The sequence below is a fragment of the Catenulispora sp. EB89 genome, assembly GCF_041261445.1.
Classification (GTDB): domain Bacteria; phylum Actinomycetota; class Actinomycetes; order Streptomycetales; family Catenulisporaceae; genus Catenulispora.
In genome coordinates this window covers 1-12,818 of the sequence record NZ_JBGCCU010000005.1, presented here as the reverse complement: position 1 = coordinate 12,818, position 12,818 = coordinate 1, and the positions used below count along the sequence as shown (strand labels likewise).

The window sequence follows — 12,818 nt, the reverse complement described above, 5'->3', positions numbered from 1 at the left end:
GTTCACCGCGCCTCGGCGATGAGCTCCTCATTCGCCGAGGCATCGCTGTTTGAGGGCTGCGGCTGCGATTCCGGCTGCGATTCCAGCTGCGGCTCCAGGTGCGGCTCCGGCTGCTGGTGCGCCGGCCGCCGCGAGCCCGGCACCAGGATGACCACGCCCACGATCGCCATCACCACCGCACCGGCCCACATCGCGTGCTGCCAACCGCTCACGAACGACTCGCGCGCGGCGACGGCCACCGCGTGCGCCTGCGGCCCGGCCTCGTGCGCGGCGGCGAGGGCGTTCGCGACGCCCTGGCGAGCGGTGTCGGCGACCTGGGCCGGGACCGCGTGGAGCCGCGAACCGATGGCCCTCCGGTAGCCGGTGGTCACCAGCGCACCGAGCAGCGCGATGCCGAGCGCCGTCCCGAACTCCCGGGTCACGTCGTTCAGCGCCGAGCCGACGCCCTGCTTCTCGCGCGGCAGCGAGCTCGTGATGGCCTCGGTTGCGGGCGTCATCGTCAGGCCCATGCCGAGCCCCATCGCGAGCATGCCGGGCAGGATCGAGAGGTAGCCGCCGCCGACGGACACCATCGCGGCCATGAGCACCAGCCCGCCGCTGCTCAGCAGGATGCCGACGGCCATCGTCGCGCGGCTGCCGACGCGCGGCGCGAGCTGCGGGGCCAGGCCCGAGGCGGCCATCATCAGCAGCGCCATCGGCATCAGGCCCAGCGTGGATTCCAGGCCCGACCAGCCGAGCACGGCCTGGAAGAACGGGAACAGGACCACGAAGATGCCCGCCTGCACCCCGAACACGGCCAGCAGCGACACCGAACCGCCAGCCAGGCCGCGCTGGCGGAACAGGCGGACGTCGAGCAGGGGAGCCGCGCTGCGCAGTTCCCAGACCACGAACCCGACCCCGGCGACCACTCCGACCAGCGCGCTCAGCAGCGTCGCGGGCGCGGTCCAGCCGCTGGCCGGGCCCTCATGCAGGAAGTAGACCAGCCCGACCACCGCGACCATCGAGGTCAGCGCGCCGACCAGGTCGAAGCGGTGCGTCGGCACCTCGCGGGAGTTCGGCACCGACCGCAGCGTCATCGCGCCGGCCACCACGACGAGCGCGACCGGCAGCACGAACAGCCACCGCCAGCTGGCCAGGTCGACGAGGGCGGCGGACAGGAACATCCCGAGGATGCCGCCGCCTCCGGCCACACCGGTCCATACGCCGATCGCCTTGGCGCGCTCGGCCTCGGGGAAGGTCGAGGTGATGACCGCGAGCGTGACCGGCATGATCATCGCCGCGCCGACGCCGCTCAGGAAGCGGGCGCCGAGCATGACCTCCGGCGAGCCGGCCAGACCGGCCGCCGCGCTGGCCACGCCGAAGGTGAGCAGGCCGGCCAGCAGCATCGGCTTGCGGCCCCAGCGATCGCCGAGCGCGCCGAGCGGCAGCAGCAGCGCGGCCAGGGTGATGGTGTAGATGTTGATGATCCACAGGACCTCGGTCTGCGAGGCACCGAACGATGCGGACAGCTCCGGCTGCGCGACGCTCAGTCCGGACACCGAGGCGATGACCGCCATCAGAGCGATGCAGACGGCGGCGAGGATCGTGCGGCGCTGCCGCGGGTCTAGGACGGCCGTATCGAGGCCGGAGGTCTGAGGGGACCGGTTGGTCGGCATGAGCGTTTCCCTTCGCGAGCGGTACGCCGTCAGAGTGCGGACCGTGTCACCGAAACGCAAACCTTCTTGCCGAATGGCAAAATGGAGTCATGGAGGAGAATCCCGAGGGTCCTGAGGACCACGACGACATCGACCGCACGCTGGACGCCGTCGGACCGAGGCTGAAACGCCTGCGCCAGCGCAGCGACGTCACCCTCACCGACCTGGCGAAGCAGACCGGCATCTCGGCCAGCACCCTGTCCCGCCTCGAAGCCGGCCTGCGCCGGCCGACCCTGGAGCAGCTGCTACCGCTGGCCCGCGCGCACGGCGTCACCCTCGACGAGCTCGTCGACGCGCCGCCGACCGGCGACCCCCGCCTCAACCTGCGGCCCATCTCCTGCGACGACGGCTCGGTGATCCTGCCGCTGACCCGCAGGCCCGGCGGGATCCAGGCGTACAAGTTCGTGCGGCCGGCCGGCCGGGACGACGACGCCCCGGACCTGCGGACGCACGAGGGGTTCGACTGGGTCTATGTGCTGAACGGGACGCTCCGGCTGGTCCTCGGGGAACACGACCTGCTGCTCAAGCCCGGCGAGGTCGCGGAGTTCGACACCCGGACCCCGCACTGGTTCGGGGCCACCGCGGCCGGGCCCGTCGAGTACCTGAGCCTCATCGGGCGGCAGGGCGAGCGCGCTCATGTCCGGGCGGTGAGTCGGTAGTCAGCGCACGAGGGGCCAGGACATCGGCTGTCCCTGCGCCGGACGTCGGCGGCCGGTTCAGGGTCCGGTCGGCTCGGCATCCCGTCAGCTCAGGGCTTGCGCGCGACCCCGCAGTAGTACCAGATCCGCTCGGACCCCTCCGGCGGCTCTCCGTCCGGCCGCCACCAGGGCAGGTGCGCGACACCCGGCTCGACCAACTCCAGACCGTCGAAGAACTCTTCGACCGCCGCCTGCGGCCGCAGCACGATCGGCGCCGTGGCCTTGTCGTACGCCGCCGCGGTCGCCCGGGCCCGCTCGGAGTCGAAGTCGTCGGTGACGTGCGAGATCGCCAGGTAGCTGCCGGAGGGCAGCGCCTTCAGCAGCCGGTCGAGGATCCCGCGCGGATCCTCGGCGTCCGTCACGAAGTGCAGGACCGCCACCAGCATCAGCGCCACCGGCCGGTCGAAGTCGAGCGCGGCGCGCACCTCGGGGTGGTTCAGGATCTCCTCGGGGCGGCGCAGGTCGGCCTGGACGATCGTGGTCGGCGCCAGGTCCGGCCGGACCAGCAGCGCCCGCGAGTGCGCCAGCACGATCGGGTCGTTGTCGACGCACACCACGTGCGAGCCCGGCGCCACGGCGTGCGCGACCTCGCCGGTCCCGCCGGGCCCCGGGATGCCGGTGCCGATGTCCAGGAACTGCCGGATCCCCGCGGCGGCCAGGAACCGCACCGCGCGCCCCAGGAACTCGCGGTTCGCCTGCGCCATCGCGAACGCCTCGGGATAGAACTCCAGGACCTTGCCCGCGGCGGCCCGGTCGACGGGGTAGTTGTCCTTGCCCTTGAGGAAGTAGTTGTACATGCGCGCCGGATGGGCGATCGAGGTGTCCACCTCGGGCGGCGCCCACCCCTCGCTCACGGGGCTCACGACATTGTGCTGCGGCAGTTCCGACACCGGCCGGCCCCCTCGATCTCGACGCCGGCGGTGAGCCGGACCGCGGTTCGCTGGCACATCGTACTCTGACGTCAGACGGTCAGAATCCGATGGCCTCGCGCAGGAGCAGCACGGTTCCGCGTCCCGGGATCAGCTCTCTGTTGAGTACGAGCATGCGGCTCACCATGCTGGGCGATTCGTACGCCCGCATCGTGCGCGCGCTCTCCAGCGGCAGGCAGTGTTCCTCGACTCGGCGCAGCGCCGCCGCCAGGTCGGGCACCACCTTCTGCGCGCCGACGACCCAGATCGCGTGCGCGGCGCCACCCGCGCTGGCCGGCAGCTGACTGCCGGTGCCCGAGGCCAGAACCAGCGAGCCGGTCTCGGTGACCGCGGCGACGCTGTTCACGACGTAGTCGGGACTGGCGGTCATCCTGCGGATCGCGTCGGCCTCGGTGGCACGGTCGGCGGCCAGCACGCGCGGCCGCACGGCGTCGTACCGGCCGCCGGCGTTGATGTCGTCGTCGATGCCGGACCGCCGCAGGGTCTCACTGGCGCCGGTGAAGACGGTGGCCTGCTCGGGTATCAGCTCCGCGATGCGCACCCGGGCCGCGGCGACGTCGTCGAGCACTTCGACGACGAAGCCGTGGTCGCGCAGCGCGGCAGCGGCCCGGTCCAGCTGGTCCGGGCTCGCCGGGGTGGCGAACGACTCACTCATGGCGGTCTCCTGTCTTGAGGTCTCACCACTTCGACAAGACAGCCGCATGAAATGTGAGGTGGACCGACCTCACAATCCACCACGCTGTCTTGTCGATATAGGTGGAGACGTAGCGACACACACGACCGAGGAGGTGAGGGACCATGACCACGCGATCCGAGCCGGGCCGCGGCGGACTCGACCCCGCCGTGAGCGCGCTCATGAGCGAGCGGCGTTCGCTGATCAACATCGGCTACCGCCTCCTCGGCTCCCTCGCCGACGCGGAGGACGTCGTCCAGGAGGCGTACGCCCGCTGGTACGCCCTGTCCGCGCGGGAGCAGCAGGAGATCGCGTCGCCCGGCGCCTGGCTGACCACGGTCGCCGGCCGCATCTGCCTGAACCTGCTGGCCTCGGCACGGGCCCGGCGGGAGACGTACGTCGGCGAGTGGATCCCGGAGCCCCTGCCCGAGCCCACGGAGTGGGTCGCCGGACCCCGCGCCGCCGTCGGAGGCGACCCGGCCGACCGGGTGACCTTCGACGAGTCGGTGACGATGGCCTTCCTGGTGGTCCTGGACGCGATGACCCCGGCCGAGCGCGTCGCCTTCGTCCTGCACGACGTCTACCGCTACCCCTTCAGCGAAGTCGCCGAGGTCATCGGCCGCAGCCCGGCAGCCTGCCGCCAACTGGCCTCCTCCGCACGCCGCCGCATCCGCACCGCACGAACACCGGCCGGCCCCAGCGCCGACCAGGCCGCCATCGTCCGCGACTTCAAGGCGGCGTGGGCGACCCAGGACATCGACGCGCTGATCGGCCTCCTCGACCCCGAAGCCACAGCCACCGCCGACGGCGGCGGTTTCGTCCCCACGCACCCGGAGCCCATCGTGGGCGGCGTGGAGATCGCCCACGCCTACGCCAAGCTCGCGTACGCGGTGGCAGACCGCGCGATGTTCGTGGAGTACACGGTCAACGGACAACCCGGACTGGTCGCACAGCAGGACGGCCGCACCCTGAGCGTGTTCGCGTTCGAAGTCGTGGACGGACGCATCCGGCACATCTGGGCAGTGGCAAACCCCGAGAAGATCCGCCCATGGCAAGCCGCCTGACCGCATCAGTCAAGCGGCCCGGGCCACTCGTGAGCGGGCAGCAGCTCCCGCAGAAGCGCCGTCCGCCCGCGTCCCAGAATCACCTCGGTATCGATGTTCGCCCAGTCGATCTGACGAATGAACTCCCGGCACCGTCCGCACGGCGGCAGAACCACCCAGACCCCGTCGTCGTCACGCCAAACCGCAACGATCCGCGCGATGCGGTACTCACGAGCGGTGACCATAGCCCCGATCGCCGCGGCCTCCGCACAGAACCCGGTGCCCGACCCGGTATCGATGCACACACCCGCGTAGACGTTGCCGTCCTCGGTAACCAACGCCGCACCGACGTCACCGAACAGCCGGTCACCGACCCGATGCGGATGGACGACGGCTTGGGCGGCGGCGATGAGGTCGTCGTTCGACACAGTGATCACTGCGTGGAAGGTACTACCTCTCCGGCCGCTGCCCGGCCACATTTACGCCGACGGTCAGCGCGGCAGCCCTCGCAGAAAGCTGAGGATCTGGTCCCACGATTCACTCGCGGCGGCGACATTCCCCGGACGCGTGCCGCCACGCTCGTCGAGGTGCCCTATCCCCGGCATCCACGGGTCGTCGACCATGTCGTGTCCCGCATTCGGATAGAGCACGGCCTTGTGCGGGAACGGGTTGTGGGCGGCATCGAGTTCCCTCATGATCTGCGGGGCCCAAATGAACGATCCCCAGAGTTTGTCATCGACTCCCGTGAGCGCCAGAACCGGACCGCTGATCTTGTCGACCGGGATCGTCTCGTCCGTGGGCAGCCCGACACCGCCCAGGGTCCATCCGTGGGGACCCGTCGGAAACCCCGGGCCGACCTGGGCGCTCGGCGCCATGACGATCGCGCCGTGAATGAGATCGGGGTAGTTCTGCGCCAGAAGCAGCGCCGCCTCAGACCCCCGCGACAGACTCAGCACGATGATGTGACCGCGATCGACACCGGGTTGGCCGGCGAGGTACTTGGCCGCCTTCGCGAAGTACTCGATCGGGATGTCGTTCAGCGTCTTGGGCGTACCAGGCTCGCCGAAATAACCCACGGCCAGAGCCGGAAACCCCTTCTCCGCCAGCATCTCCGCCCGGCAGGTCTCGAGATTCCCGCCCTCGGACCCGCCGAAGAGCAGCACCGCCGGCCGGGTACCGCCCCCGGACGACGGCATGGCCAGCCTGCCCTCGAAGCCATCCGCCGCCACCGAGAGCGCCGTGGTGGTGACGCCCGGGACCTGCCACAGGCGGGTCAGAGTCGTGGTGGCCGAGGCTTTGCCGACAACCGCCGTCAGCGTGACCACGAACGGCGCGGAACAGTTGCTACCGAAGTAGACGGCAGAACTGTCGGCAGGCTGCGGCGCATCCATGGACCACAGCAAGCCCATCTCGTCCACACCGGTATAGGTGCCCGCCGTCGAAGGCTGCTTGGCCACATCCACCACACCCGACGCATCCGCCTGGAACTGGCCGCTGCCATGCCAGTGGACCTCATCAAAATCCGCACTGTCGGACGTGATGGTGACAGCCGCGCCAGGCTTGAGCCCGGACAGCCGCACATCCACCGGATCGTAAACCCCGGGCGAAGCAGCACTCACGCTGAACCGGAGCCCGCCCCCAGACACCGCCCCCTGCGCCGAACCACTTCCGCCGCCACCACACCCGGCGATCAGAACCCCCGCGATCGCGGCCACCGCCGCCACCCGAACAGACCGGCTGTTCACAAGCTTCCCCCGTATTCGCCTATCGCGGCCCCCACCGACCCCGCCTTGTGCGCCAGGATAACCAGGCCACCGCCGCCGATCACCGTTCGGCACGACTCCGACGAACCGGCCGACCGGATTTACCTCAGGACCCTGAGATGGTTGACTGCCCCGCATGTCGAACCTCGGGGATTACGGCAGCGCGCTGGGGGCGATCGTCGCACTCGGAGCCGCCGGTTTCACAGCGCTCCAGGCCCGCGTCCAGCACCGACGCGAAGACTTCGAACTCGCCCGCGCCCTGCACACCGATCTGACCACCGGCCTGGTCGCCGACGCCCGCGCCCTGCTGGGCACTGTGACGTTCACCGACGCGGCGTCACCCGGACACGACGTGGGTGACGTCCGCCGCGCATACTTCACGCTCCTTTGGAGCTTCGAACGGATAGAAGGCGGGCGGAGCAGCATGACCGACAGGCACCGCCGGCCCAAGGACAAGCCCGATGCCGTCGACTTCCTGGACAAGCTGATCAACTGGCACGTCCGGTTCTGGAACAGCGACAGTGGCTTCCCGAAGATCCGAGACTGGCTGGCCGATGAGCTGGGCGATCCGGTGAGCGACAAGGACTCGGTCGCCGCCTTCGAACGACTGGCACTCCACTTCCCGGAGCCTGTTGCCCAGCCGAACCCCATCGCCGCGGTGTGAGCCGGATCCGCCATCAGCTCCGGTCGCCGCTCCCGCCCCCGCACCACCCCGACCAGCAAAAAGGCGCCCCCGAATCGGAGGCGCCCGCAAACATGTTCGTAGGGCGCGTGGGACTCGAACCCACAACCCACGGGTTAAAAGCCCGCTACTCTGCCAATTGAGCTAGCGCCCCACACACGCTCTGGCGTGTGTCGCGTACCAGGGTAGCGGGTCGGTCGTCGTTAGCAGAACCGGTTACGGGTTCGCTCACGGGTCGCTCGCCGGGTGGACGCGCCGCGGGTACCCGCTAATCATTTTGGCTCCCGGGCTGATCGTGCTCTATGCTTCAACTCGTCCCCGACGGACGGATGGACGTTGAGGGCAGACCAGCCCCCATCGTCTAGAGGCCTAGGACGCCGCCCTTTCAAGGCGGTAACACGGGTTCGAATCCCGTTGGGGGTACGCGGTACCAGTTGGGCCCGGAGGCGGTTATGAACCGGGGCGGTAATCCGATATGCTCTAGCGGGCGGTCGGGGAATCGGCCGAACTGGTGAAGCAAAGCAAGACAAGTACATACAAGGTCCCGTGGAGCAGCTAGGAGTGCTCGCCACCCTGTCAAGGTGGAGGCCGCGGGTTCAAATCCCGTCGGGACCGCACACGAAGAGCCGCCGCAAGGCGGCTTTTCTGCGTTCCGTGTGCCGGTGGCGGCCACCCGAGCGGCCTACAACCGCCGGTCTGCATCGCCGGTCCGTGCCGCAGGCCTTCGGCATGATGGAACCCGGTGATCAGCTCAACCGTTCACCGTTCGAACTGCCTGCGCGAGGGGAAACGGGGAGACATGCGCTTCATCCTGAACATCATCTGGCTGGTGCTCTGCGGGTTCTGGATGGCCTTGGGCTACGTGGTGGCCGGGATCATCTGCTGCGTGCTGATCATCACCATCCCCTGGGGGCTGGCCTCGTTCCGCATCGCGAACTACGCGCTGTGGCCCTTCGGGCGGACCATCGTCTCCAAGCCGACTGCCGGTGCCATGTCGTTCATCGGGAACGTCATCTGGTTCATCGTCGCGGGCTTGTGGCTGGCCATCGGTCACGCGGTGACCGGTGTGCTGCTCTGCCTGACCGTGATCGGCATCCCGCTGGGCATCGCGAACTTCAAGCTCATCCCGGTCTCGCTGGCCCCGCTCGGCAAGGAGATCGTCACCACCCAGCAGGCCGACTACCGGTACGGATACCGCTGACCGCGCTGCCGCGAGGCTGCCGCCGCGCCGCCCTCGTACAGCTGTAGCCGGTACCGCCGAACGGGTCCGCCGAACTCGGTGGGAGGCACCCCCCGCCATCCGGTATGCTGTTCGAGGTGTCCGGGAGACCGGACGCTTTCGCGGTAGGGCCAGGTAGCTCAGTTGGTACGAGCGTCCGACTGAAAATCGGAAGGTCGGCGGTTCGACCCCGCCCCTGGCCACCTCGGAGTACGACTGCAGAACCCCGTCGGGTGACCGGCGGGGTTCTTTCGTTTCCAGCTTCCCTCGGCGAGGAAAGTGAGTACCGTTGGCGGGCGACACTCAACCGAACAGGGGGAACGCGATGCGGCGCGCGATGGTCGTGACGGTGTCCAACCGTGCGGCGCAGGGCGTGTACGCCGACACCACGGGCCCGATCATCGTGGAGCGGCTGACCGAGCTCGGGTTCGCGGCCGCGGGCCCCGAGGTGGTGCCCGACGGGGCGCCGGTGGAGGCCGCGCTGCGGCGGATGCTCTCGCTCGGGTACGACGCGATCGTCACCACCGGAGGGACCGGCATCTCGCCGACGGATCAGACCCCGGAGATGACGCGGCGGGTGCTCGACTACGAGGTGCCGGGGATCGCCGAGGCGATCCGCGCCGAGGGGCTGCCGAAGGTGCCGACCGCGGCGTTGTCGCGGGGCACGGCCGGGGTCGCCGGCAACACTCTCATCGTCAACCTGCCCGGCTCGCCCGGCGGCGTGCGCGACGGCATGGCGGTGCTCGGGCGGATCCTCGGGCACGCGCTCGACCAGCTGCACGGGGGCGACCACTGAACCGGCCCGCCGGGTGGGGCGCGGCCTGGCCCGCTGTGCTGGCCGACGGACCGGTACGGCTGCGCCCGCTGGCGCTGTCCGACGCCCCGGCGTGGCGCGAGCTCAAGGAGCGGAACCGGAGCTGGCTGACCCGCTGGGAGGCCACCGTGCCGCCCGGCGACACCAGCGGGCGGATCACCTTCCGGCAGATGGTGCGGCGGCTGCGCACCGAGGCGCTGGCCGGTCGGATGCTGCCGTTCGCCATCGACTACGCCGAGCCCCCGGACCCGAGCGACCTGCCGGACGACGAGCTCGCCGACTATGAGCTGTCCGGGCACTCCCGCCGCGGACGCCGCCCCGCCGGCAAGCCGGCCGCGCCGGCCGTGCACCGCCTGGTCGGCCAGCTCACCGTCTCCAGCATCACCTGGGGCTCGCTGCGCTCGGCCAACGTCGGCTACTGGGTCGACGAGACCGTCGCCGGCCGCGGCATCACCCCGACCGCCGTCGCCCTGGCCGTCGACCACTGCTTCCGGGCCGCCGGCATGCACCGGATCGAGGTCTGCATCCGGCCGGAGAACGCGGCGAGCCTGCGCGTGGTCCACAAGCTCGGCTTCCGCTCCGAGGGGCTGCGCCGCGCGTATCTGCACATCGACGGCGACTGGCGCGACCACGAGGCGTTCGCGCTGACCGCCGAGGAGGTGCCCGACGGGCTGCTCGCCCGCTGGCACGTCACTCTTTCGAGCACCGGCTCTACTCCGACAGGGTGACAAATGGTGTGGAGCGTGCTTGATGGGGGAACAGCGGACACCCTAGACTGATCAACTGGCCCCATCTGTCACAACAGTCTCGTCACAACCTCAACGACACGCCGACAGAATGCGCCTTGATGATCGTCGGCCCCTCTACTGTGCTGTGTTGTGAGCAGTAGCGGCCTCATCTACGCGGGAATCGTCGGCGCCTGGGCCGTGTACCTCGTCCCAGTGTGGCTGCGCAGAGAAGAGCAGCTGAACGAGGCGCGCGAGAAGGCGCGATACGCCGCTGCCATCCGCACCCTCGGCCGCAGCGAACGCTTCGAGAAGAAGGTGCTCGCCGAGGAGTCGCTGGCGGCCACCGGCACCGACGGCGCTCCCGGCCCGCGCGCCGGCGACGGAAGCACGCCGGAGAAGCCCGCGCCGCGCAAGACCGCTGTCCTGCCGACGCCAGCCTCCGTCGAGAGCGTCAAGCAGAAGCCCGCGCTCAAGCCGAAGCCGGCCGCGGCCGCGCAGCCCCGCAAGGGTGTCACCGCGCACCTGCCGCACCACCAGCAGCCGGCCGCGAAGGTCGCCAAGCCCGCCGCCAAGCCGTCCCCGGCGTCGACGGCCGCGACCGCCGCCCGGCGCCGCGGCGTGCTCCTGATGCGCCGCCGCCGCGTGGTCGCCGCGCTGTTCACGCTGGCGACCCTGGGCGCCGTCGTGAGCACGTTCCTGGGCCTGGACTACATCTGGGCCATGCTGGCCCCGGCCGCGCTGTTCTCCGGCTACGTGGTCTACATCCGCCGGGACGAGAAGCAGCGTGCCCGCGAGCGCTTCCGCCGCCGCCAGGCCGCCCTGGTCGCCGAACGGCGCCGGGAGCGGCAGCGCCAGGCCGAGCAGCGGACGTCCGCGCCGGCGCCCCAGGTGGCGCCCGCCGACGCGGTGGTGCGCGAGCCGGAATCCACCGTGTGGCGCCCCGCGCAGTCCCAGCACGAGTACCGGCGTGCGGCGAACGGCTAGCGCTGGGAAACGGGTTTCAGAACGAGTCGGCCCATGTGATAGATTTCAGACTCGTTGAAGGGCCTGTGGCGCAGCCTGGTAGCGCACCTCGTTCGCATCGAGGGGGTCAGGAGTTCAAATCTCCTCAGGTCCACACAACGCATTGGGGCCTTCCAGAGAAGTCTGGAAGGCCCCAATGCGTTTCTTCGCGCTACTGCATATGACTGCATGGCCGGACCAGTGCGTTTGTCCCGGGAGCCGTCCGGCTAGATCTGCTCCATGTTCGGACACCTCCGTTTCGTGGCGGCCTGCGCAGCCGTTGCCGGCTTGGTCGCGGTCTCCGCCACGACAGCGACCGCGACGGCCACAGCGGCCGGCAACCCGAGACCGGCAACGCACCACAATCCCGGTCTCCAGCAGGAACTGGAAGCGTTGGTACACGAACCCGGCGGGCCGCCTGGAGTCATCGTGACCCTCAAGAGTCACAACGCTCTAAGCGTCTACCGCGCAGGGGTCGCAGATCTGGCTACAGGACGGCTTCCAGGGCAGTACGACGCCATGCGCATCGCCAGCGTCTCCAAGGCCTACAGCGGTGCCGTGGCGCTGACTCTCGCCGCGCGGGGAGTGCTCGGGCTCGACGACACCATCGCACGCTGGCTCCCGACGCTGCCGGCCGCCTGGGGCCGCGTCACACTCCGCGAGCTGTTGCAGCACACCAGCGGGCTCCCGGACTACTCGGCGGAGCCGGCGTTCCACGCCGTGCTCATCGCGGATCCCCATCACGTGTTCGCGCCGAGCCAGCTGTTGTCCTTCGCAGCCGCACAGCCCCTGCGGTTCCCACCGGGTACGCAGTATCAGTACTCCAACTCCGACAACATCGCGGTCGCGCTCATGACCGCGGCCGCCACCGGCCGGACGTACGAGCAGCTGTTGAACGCTCTGCTCTACACCCGCCTCGGGCTCTACAGAACGAGCCTTCCGAAGGGCTACAAGATGCCGCCCTTCTACATGCACGGCTACGGAGTCCGAGACGGCGTGCTGAAGGACGTCAGCACGGAGTACAGCGCATCGGCCTCCTGGGCGTCCGGAGGCATCGTGTCGACACCGAGAGAGCTGAACACGTTCATCGCGGCCTACGCGGGCCCCCGGCTGCTGCCAGAGAGCGTGCGCCAGGCGCAGCTGACGTTCATCGCCGGCAGCTCCGAACCGCCGGGGCCCGGCACCAACGCGGCCGGGCTCGGGATCTTCAGCTACTCGACCCGGTGCGGAGTCGTCTACGGACACACCGGCAACACGTCGGGGTACACGCAGTTCACCGCGGCCTCGCCGGACGGCACGCACTCGATGACGTTCTCGGTGAACGCGCAGATCACTCCCAACAGCGACCAGACGCTCTTCGACCAGATGCGGAAGGTCGAGGAAGACGCGGTCTGTGCGCTGCTGAGCCGTTAGCCGAGCCGTCGACGGCACGCCAAAACGACTCAGGCCCCGAACCAAAGGTTCGGGGCCTGAGTACCAAATTTAGTTCGGCCGCGTCCTACTCTCCCACCAGGTCCCCCTGGCAGTACCATCGGCGCTGGCGGGCTTAGCTTCCGGGTTCGGAATGGGACCG

At 69.8% G+C, this 12,818-nt stretch carries 13 protein-coding genes, 5 tRNA genes and 1 rRNA gene; 12 read left to right on the top strand and 7 right to left on the bottom strand.

The genetic code is table 11. The features are described 5' to 3' along the window. Positions 1 to 2: 2 nt before the first annotated feature. On the bottom strand, positions 3 to 1,655 hold the full coding sequence (locus ABH920_RS12320) for an MFS transporter (protein ID WP_370349055.1): 1,653 nt from the start codon (positions 1,653 to 1,655) through the stop codon (positions 3 to 5). Positions 1,656 to 1,744: 89 nt separating this feature from the next. On the opposite strand from ABH920_RS12320, the gene ABH920_RS12315 reads away from it, so the two are divergent. Then, positions 1,745 to 2,353, top strand: a complete 609-nt coding sequence (locus ABH920_RS12315; RefSeq protein WP_370349054.1) for a helix-turn-helix domain-containing protein — start codon at positions 1,745 to 1,747, stop codon at positions 2,351 to 2,353. Between the two features lie 89 nt (positions 2,354 to 2,442). Here ABH920_RS12315 and ABH920_RS12310 read toward each other — a convergent pair whose 3' ends face one another. Continuing rightward, positions 2,443 to 3,246, bottom strand: a complete 804-nt coding sequence (locus ABH920_RS12310) for an SAM-dependent methyltransferase (protein WP_370349053.1) — start codon at positions 3,244 to 3,246, stop codon at positions 2,443 to 2,445. Positions 3,247 to 3,361: 115 nt separating this feature from the next. Next, a complete protein-coding gene (locus ABH920_RS12305) occupies positions 3,362 to 3,976 on the bottom strand; it encodes an LUD domain-containing protein (protein ID WP_370349052.1) in 615 nt (204 codons plus the stop codon). Positions 3,977 to 4,119: 143 nt separating this feature from the next. Between ABH920_RS12305 and sigJ the strand changes: the two genes are divergently transcribed. After that, entirely contained in the window at positions 4,120 to 5,058 is a 939-nt protein-coding gene (sigJ, locus tag ABH920_RS12300; RefSeq protein ID WP_370349051.1) for an RNA polymerase sigma factor SigJ, read from the top strand. A gap of 5 nt (positions 5,059 to 5,063) precedes the next feature. Here sigJ and ABH920_RS12295 read toward each other — a convergent pair whose 3' ends face one another. Both ABH920_RS12295 and ABH920_RS12290 read right to left on the bottom strand, forming a co-directional pair. Next, complete coding sequence (locus tag ABH920_RS12295) at positions 5,064 to 5,474, bottom strand: cytidine deaminase (RefSeq protein WP_370349050.1); 411 nt, start codon at positions 5,472 to 5,474, stop codon at positions 5,064 to 5,066. A 54-nt stretch (positions 5,475 to 5,528) separates the two neighbouring features. After that, positions 5,529 to 6,752: an acyl-CoA thioesterase/BAAT N-terminal domain-containing protein gene (locus tag ABH920_RS12290; protein ID WP_370349049.1), complete on the bottom strand. Its 1,224-nt coding sequence runs from the start codon at positions 6,750 to 6,752 to the stop codon at positions 5,529 to 5,531. Between the two features lie 184 nt (positions 6,753 to 6,936). Between ABH920_RS12290 and ABH920_RS12285 the strand changes: the two genes are divergently transcribed. Continuing rightward, on the top strand, positions 6,937 to 7,464 hold the full coding sequence (locus ABH920_RS12285; protein ID WP_370349048.1) for a hypothetical protein: 528 nt from the start codon (positions 6,937 to 6,939) through the stop codon (positions 7,462 to 7,464). A 99-nt stretch (positions 7,465 to 7,563) separates the two neighbouring features. On the opposite strand, the gene ABH920_RS12280 is transcribed toward ABH920_RS12285, so the two are convergent. Continuing rightward, positions 7,564 to 7,636: transfer RNA gene (locus ABH920_RS12280), tRNA-Lys, on the bottom strand. Between the two features lie 196 nt (positions 7,637 to 7,832). Here ABH920_RS12280 and ABH920_RS12275 point away from each other — a divergent pair. From ABH920_RS12275 to ABH920_RS12235, 9 genes are all read left to right on the top strand, one after another. Then, positions 7,833 to 7,905 (top strand) — tRNA-Glu (locus ABH920_RS12275). A 117-nt stretch (positions 7,906 to 8,022) separates the two neighbouring features. Further along, positions 8,023 to 8,097: transfer RNA gene (locus ABH920_RS12270), tRNA-Asp, on the top strand. Positions 8,098 to 8,281: 184 nt separating this feature from the next. Beyond that, positions 8,282 to 8,683 (top strand): YccF domain-containing protein, encoded by a 402-nt coding sequence (locus ABH920_RS12265; RefSeq protein WP_370349047.1) that lies wholly within the window; start codon positions 8,282 to 8,284, stop codon positions 8,681 to 8,683. 147 nt (positions 8,684 to 8,830) lie between these two features. Further along, positions 8,831 to 8,904 (top strand) — tRNA-Phe (locus ABH920_RS12260). Between the two features lie 122 nt (positions 8,905 to 9,026). After that, positions 9,027 to 9,497 carry a molybdenum cofactor biosynthesis protein B gene (locus ABH920_RS12255; protein ID WP_194919263.1) on the top strand — a complete coding sequence of 157 codons (471 nt, stop codon included), beginning with the start codon at positions 9,027 to 9,029 and terminating at the stop codon, positions 9,495 to 9,497. Positions 9,498 to 9,532: 35 nt separating this feature from the next. Further along, the gene (locus tag ABH920_RS12250) at positions 9,533 to 10,243 is read left to right on the top strand and encodes a GNAT family N-acetyltransferase (protein ID WP_370349046.1); all 711 of its coding nucleotides are present in this window, start codon (positions 9,533 to 9,535) and stop codon (positions 10,241 to 10,243) included. A 150-nt stretch (positions 10,244 to 10,393) separates the two neighbouring features. Then, the gene (locus ABH920_RS12245; RefSeq protein ID WP_370349045.1) at positions 10,394 to 11,227 is read left to right on the top strand and encodes a hypothetical protein; all 834 of its coding nucleotides are present in this window, start codon (positions 10,394 to 10,396) and stop codon (positions 11,225 to 11,227) included. 59 nt (positions 11,228 to 11,286) lie between these two features. After that, positions 11,287 to 11,360: transfer RNA gene (locus ABH920_RS12240), tRNA-Ala, on the top strand. 125 nt (positions 11,361 to 11,485) lie between these two features. Then, positions 11,486 to 12,658 carry a serine hydrolase domain-containing protein gene (locus tag ABH920_RS12235; RefSeq protein WP_370349044.1) on the top strand — a complete coding sequence of 391 codons (1,173 nt, stop codon included), beginning with the start codon at positions 11,486 to 11,488 and terminating at the stop codon, positions 12,656 to 12,658. A gap of 72 nt (positions 12,659 to 12,730) precedes the next feature. On the opposite strand, the gene rrf is transcribed toward ABH920_RS12235, so the two are convergent. Beyond that, positions 12,731 to 12,818: ribosomal RNA gene (rrf, locus tag ABH920_RS12230) — 5S ribosomal RNA — on the bottom strand; the annotation flags it as partial.

Bases quoted from the DNA above. Each gene is read 5' to 3' on its own strand.
- ABH920_RS12320 (WP_370349055.1), bottom strand. From the start codon at position 1,655: ATGCCGACCAACCGGTCCCCTCAGACCTCCGGCCTCGATACGGCCGTC.
- ABH920_RS12315 (WP_370349054.1), top strand. From the start codon at position 1,745: ATGGAGGAGAATCCCGAGGGTCCTGAGGACCACGACGACATCGACCGC.
- ABH920_RS12305 (WP_370349052.1), bottom strand. From the start codon at position 3,976: ATGAGTGAGTCGTTCGCCACCCCGGCGAGCCCGGACCAGCTGGACCGG.
- sigJ (WP_370349051.1), top strand. From the start codon at position 4,120: ATGACCACGCGATCCGAGCCGGGCCGCGGCGGACTCGACCCCGCCGTG.
- ABH920_RS12285 (WP_370349048.1), top strand. From the start codon at position 6,937: ATGTCGAACCTCGGGGATTACGGCAGCGCGCTGGGGGCGATCGTCGCA.
- ABH920_RS12265 (WP_370349047.1), top strand. From the start codon at position 8,282: ATGCGCTTCATCCTGAACATCATCTGGCTGGTGCTCTGCGGGTTCTGG.
- ABH920_RS12255 (WP_194919263.1), top strand. From the start codon at position 9,027: ATGCGGCGCGCGATGGTCGTGACGGTGTCCAACCGTGCGGCGCAGGGC.
- ABH920_RS12235 (WP_370349044.1), top strand. From the start codon at position 11,486: ATGTTCGGACACCTCCGTTTCGTGGCGGCCTGCGCAGCCGTTGCCGGC.